Raw genomic sequence first — 5,123 nt, forward strand, 5'->3', positions numbered from 1 at the left:
ATGTCGGCTCGTCGCATCCTGGGGCTGAAGTAGGTCCCAAGGGTTGGGCTGTTCGCCCATTAAAGCGGCACGCGAGCTGGGTTCAGAACGTCGTGAGACAGTTCGGTCCCTATCCGTCGCGGGCGCAGGAAATTTGAAGAGATCTGTCCTTAGTACGAGAGGACCGGGATGGACGAACCTCTGGTGTATCAGTTGTACTGCCAAGTGCATGGCTGAGTAGCTAAGTTCGGAACGGATAAGCGCTGAAGGCATCTAAGCGCGAAACCGACTTTAAGATAAGATTTCCCACAGCGTAGGCTGGTAAGACCCCATGTAGACCACATGGTTGATAGGTCGGAGGTGTAAGTGCAGTAATGTACGTAGCTGACCGATACTAATAGGTCGAGGGCTTGATCTATACAAGGTTTTACAGTTAGAAATTCTCTTTGCGGGACACACATTGTGTGTGGTAGCAAAGCAGTAGAATTTCTTAGTGGAAAACCGCAGAGTGAGAGTTTAGTAAACCACAGGCACAAAGGTGTAAGCCTTAAGCCAAGAAATTACTAAACAACAGATCTAAAGCGTTAAAAAAGATGAATAAATAGTATTGTGCAGTTTTGAGGGTGCAAAGCATCCTTGAAAACTAAAAATCTGGTGACAATGACGGAGAGGTCACACCTGTTCCCATACCGAACACAGAAGTTAAGCTCTCCAGTGCTGATGGTACTTGGACCGCAGGGTCCTGGGAGAGTAAGTCGTCGCCGGGTCATAGGAAATTGCTTAAGAGTTTCTTGAGCAATTTCCACAATTGTTCCTCAATAGCTCAGTCGGTAGAGCATGCGGCTGTTAACCGCAGGGTCGTAGGTTCGAGTCCTACTTGAGGAGCCATTTTTATTTTTTGCATGAATTAGGCATGAATATAAAAATATAAAAAACAAAAACTAAAATTAGGGAGAGAAACAATTGTTTTTCTCCTTTTTCGTTTTTTGATTGTTCAAATCTGCATATTTTGTTATTATAACTATGGAAGACAAAAAAATGTCGAATATTGCAAACTTACCTATAAAAAATGGGTAAATGACATCATAAGGAGTTGATTAGCAGGGATGATTAAAAGATATAAATATAGTAAGGTTCTTATAATCGCAATCATAATGACAGCTATAATCATGTCTCCAATTATAAAAGGAGAACAATCAGATAATAAGGTCATTGCACCTAAGACTCTTCAAGTTCAAGATTATATAGATCAAACTGTACCAACTTGGGATTTAATGAAAGATAATACTGAGGTTCGTGGGATATATATGACTGGTCACACGATATCAAATAAAAAAAGATTTGACGAACTAGTAAAGCTAATTGACGACACAGAGCTCAATGCTGTCGTCATAGATGTAAAAAGCGATGAAGGCATGGTTTTGTACCAAACAGAGTTGAAGGATGTTCAGTTTAGTGGCGCAAATAACAATATCATGATAAAGGACATAGATTCGGTGCTAAAGCATCTAAATGAGAAAGATATATATACTATCGCCAGGATAGTTACATTTAAAGATAATAAAGCAGCAACTAAGTTTCCAAATTTAGCGGTAAAGACAACAAGCGGAACAATTTGGCGTGATAGGAATGGTCAGGCTTGGTTAAATCCATATAATAAGGAAGCTTGGAATTATGTGTTAGATATTGCAGAAGAGGCAGCTGTAAAAGGCTTCGATGAAATACAATTTGATTATGTACGTTTCCCTACAGATGGGAATCTAAAGACAATAGACTATGGAACTTTAAAAAATAAAAGTAAGGCTCAGGCCATTGGGGATTTTCTTAAATATTCAAGAGAAAGGCTATCTGACATGGGTACGGTGACATCTGCTGATGTATTTGGATTAGTCACTACAGCGGAAGGTGATATGAATATAGGACAGCAATTGGAGTATTTGGCAGACAGTGTGGATGTAATTTGCCCCATGGTTTACCCTTCACACTATGGCAAAGGAAGCTATGGAGTAGCAGAACCGGATTTTGAACCTTATAAAATTGTTAATTATAGTATGAAAAAGGCAAAGGAAAGACTAGACAGCAATAAAAATTCCACTGCTAAGCTAAGACCATGGCTGCAGGATTTCTCTGCTGTATATTTACCCAGGTATAAGAAGTATGGTCCAGCAGAGATAAGAGCGCAGATAAAGGCTACCAATGATGCAGGTGTAAAAGAATGGATTTTATGGAATGCATCTAACCGATATACGAAGGGTGGACTCATAAAAAATTAAGATATAAAAGAGAGATAGGTTAAGCTGCTTATCTCTCTTTTACTCTAATGGTCCTTTTTTGATAAATTTTAGTATACTTTTAAATTGTACATGGATTTGTGCTGTGATACAATATATAGTACAAAAGGTTGAGTGCAAACACTAAATATTGTTTTGCAGCAGCTGAAGAATATGCTATTTCGCACGATATGTATTAAATACATGATGTTTAGTGCGAAATATATAGAAAGGGGAGGTTTATCATTAAAGTAGTAAAACGAGATGATACAATTGTAAAATATGAGAAGAGCAAAATAAGAATTGCTATAGAAAGAGCTATGTCAGAGACAAAGCTTGGCGTAGATACATCACTAAGTGAGGAATTAGCAAAACAAATTGAAGCAAGAATTAGAGATTTGGATTCTCCAGTACACGTGGAGGAGATACAGGATATTGTTGAGGTTGAACTAATGGAGAGCAGCAGAAAAGACGTTGCAAAGGCATACATAATTTATCGTAGTGAACAGTCAAAAACTAGGGATACTAGGCAGAAAAGCGATGATAGAATTCTAACAGATGAATTTATCAGCAGATACAAGCATAAACCATCGCCTATGAATCAATTAGGGAATTTCGTTTACTATAGAACTTATTCAAGATGGCTTGATGAGGAAAAAAGAAGAGAATATTGGTGGGAAACTGTAAGGAGAGCTGTTGAATATAACTGCAGCCTTGTACATACTAAAAGACATGAAGCAGAGGAATTATTTGATAATATTTATAACCTGAAACAGTTTCTTTCAGGAAGAACTTTTTGGGTAGGTAACACACATGTTGCGAAGCACTATCCAATGGCAAATTATAATTGTTCCTTCCAAATTATCGATAGCTTTGAAGCCTTCAGAGATATTTTTTATCTTTTGATGATTGGTTCTGGAGTTGGTGTAAGGATACTTAAGGATGATGTTGTTAAGATACCTAAGGTGAGAACTGATTATGAGATTGTACATAAGGACTATAGTCCTATGCCTTATAAAGAGAGAGAAGATAGCACTAGCCTAGAGTTCTTCTATAAGAACACTGCTAAGATAACAATTGGTGACAGTAAGGAAGGCTGGATACAATCCTTGGATTTCTTATTTAAACTACTGTATAGCAGCGAATATAGAGATGTAAAAACAATTATTATGGATTATGATCATGTGAGACCAAAGGGAGAAAAGCTTAAAAACTTTGGAGGCACTGCAAGCGGACATACAAGCCTAAAGAATATGTTTATGAAAATTGATAAGGTAATAAAGAAGCGTGGAACTCTTGACGATTCTAAGCGTGTGAAGCTAAGACCTATAGATTGTCTGGATGTGGCAAATATCATAGGTGAAAATGTAGTTGTTGGTGGAGTAAGAAGAACTGCAGAAATAGCACTTCTGGATGCAGATGACAGAGAATGCATAGAAGCTAAATCACACATTTATAATCAAGTAGATGGACAATGGACAGTGGATAAAGAGATTATCCATAGACAAATGAGTAATAACTCAATTTATTATAAAACTAGGCCGACCAGAGATATGCTTCATTGGCAGATACAACAAATGAGATATTCCGGCGAACCAGGCTGGATCAATGCTGAAGCAGCGTCAAAGAGAAGACCAAACATGAATGGGGTAAACCCATGTGGCGAAATTCTTCTTGACTCAAAAGGATTATGCAATCTTACAACGTTAAATGTATTTTCTTTCGTAAATGCTGATAAGACCTTAGATGTTAAGGGCTTACTAAGAGCGCAAAGACTTTCTGTAAGAGCCGGATATAGGATGACTTGCGTAGAGTTAGAGCTTCCTTTGTGGGATGCGGTTCAGCAGAGAGATAAGCTGTTAGGCTGCTCTATCACAGGATGGCAGGATATGATAAATGCAACCAATATGAGTAAAGAAGAGCAAGTAGAACTATTAAGGCAAATGAGAGATGCAGCTCATGATGAAGCAAAGACTTACTCCAAAGAACTTGGAAGTAAGGCCCCGTTGCTTTCAACAACCGTAAAGCCCGAGGGAACCCTTAGTCAGTTGCCGACAGTTTCAAGTGGAGTACATTATTCACATTCACCTTATTATATAAGAAGAGTTAGAATAAGTGCTGATGATCCACTGGTAAAGGTTTGTGAGGAGCTTGATTATCCAGTACTTCCAGAGGTTGGTCAAGATATGGAAACATGCTCTACTAAGGTTATAGAATTCCCTGTTAAGGCTCCAATCGGAAAGACAAAGTACGAGGTAGGCGCAATTGAACAGCTGGAAAACTACAAAATGTTTATGGAGCATTATGTTGATCATAACTGTTCAATAACCATTCATGTAAGGAATGATGAATGGGAAGAAGTAGAACAATGGGTCTGGGACAATTGGGATGACGTAGTTGCACTATCCTTCCTATCCTTGGAAGACAACTTCTATAAGCTATTGCCTTATGAAGCCATTGATGAAGAAGAGTACAACAGAAGAAAAGCGCAAATGAAGCCCTTTGTACCTTCATTAATTACAAAATATGAAAAGCAGGAATCTCAAATAGACATCGGAAATGATGGCTGCGAAAGCGGAGTATGCCCTGTAAGATAGAAATAAATTTTACGCCATATATCCATCTATTTGTTGGGTATATGGCGTTATTTTAATGGTATAATAGGGATGTATTGGAATTATGAAATTAGATAAATGAAAACATGGAGGAAGAAAAATGCAGTATAGCGATATCTTAAATAGTGCAAGAGAGACGATTGGAAAAAAATGCAGAGTATGCAGAGAATGCAACGGAGTAGTATGTAAGGGTGAGATTCCAGGTGTTGGTGGTAAAGATACTGGGGAAGGCTTTAAAGTTAACTATGAAAAACTCAAA

Annotated in this window: 2 protein-coding genes, 1 tRNA gene and 2 rRNA genes; all 5 read left to right on the forward strand. The window is 38.0% G+C overall.

Going from position 1 to position 5,123, the window contains the following annotated elements; translation table 11 throughout:
- Positions 1–397: ribosomal RNA gene (locus tag AC11ZT_RS05515) — 23S ribosomal RNA — on the forward strand; the annotation flags it as partial.
- 232 nt (positions 398–629) lie between these two features.
- Positions 630–746: ribosomal RNA gene (gene rrf / locus AC11ZT_RS05520) — 5S ribosomal RNA — on the forward strand.
- A gap of 45 nt (positions 747–791) precedes the next feature.
- Positions 792–867: transfer RNA gene (locus AC11ZT_RS05525), tRNA-Asn, on the forward strand.
- A 218-nt stretch (positions 868–1,085) separates the two neighbouring features.
- Positions 1,086–2,252: a putative glycoside hydrolase gene (locus AC11ZT_RS05530; RefSeq protein WP_484058646.1), complete on the forward strand. Its 1,167-nt coding sequence runs from the start codon at positions 1,086–1,088 to the stop codon at positions 2,250–2,252.
- Positions 2,253–2,494: 242 nt separating this feature from the next.
- Positions 2,495–4,846, forward strand: a complete 2,352-nt coding sequence (gene nrdJ / locus AC11ZT_RS05535) for a ribonucleoside-triphosphate reductase, adenosylcobalamin-dependent (protein WP_484058647.1) — start codon at positions 2,495–2,497, stop codon at positions 4,844–4,846.
- The last annotated feature ends 277 nt before the right edge of the window (positions 4,847–5,123 follow it).

Source organism: Ectobacillus sp. (assembly GCF_056992975.1).

What these genes read in the sequence shown, in the direction of transcription:
- AC11ZT_RS05530 (WP_484058646.1), top strand. Translation starts at nt 1,086, where the DNA reads ATGATTAAAAGATATAAATATAGTAAGGTTCTTATAATCGCAATCATA.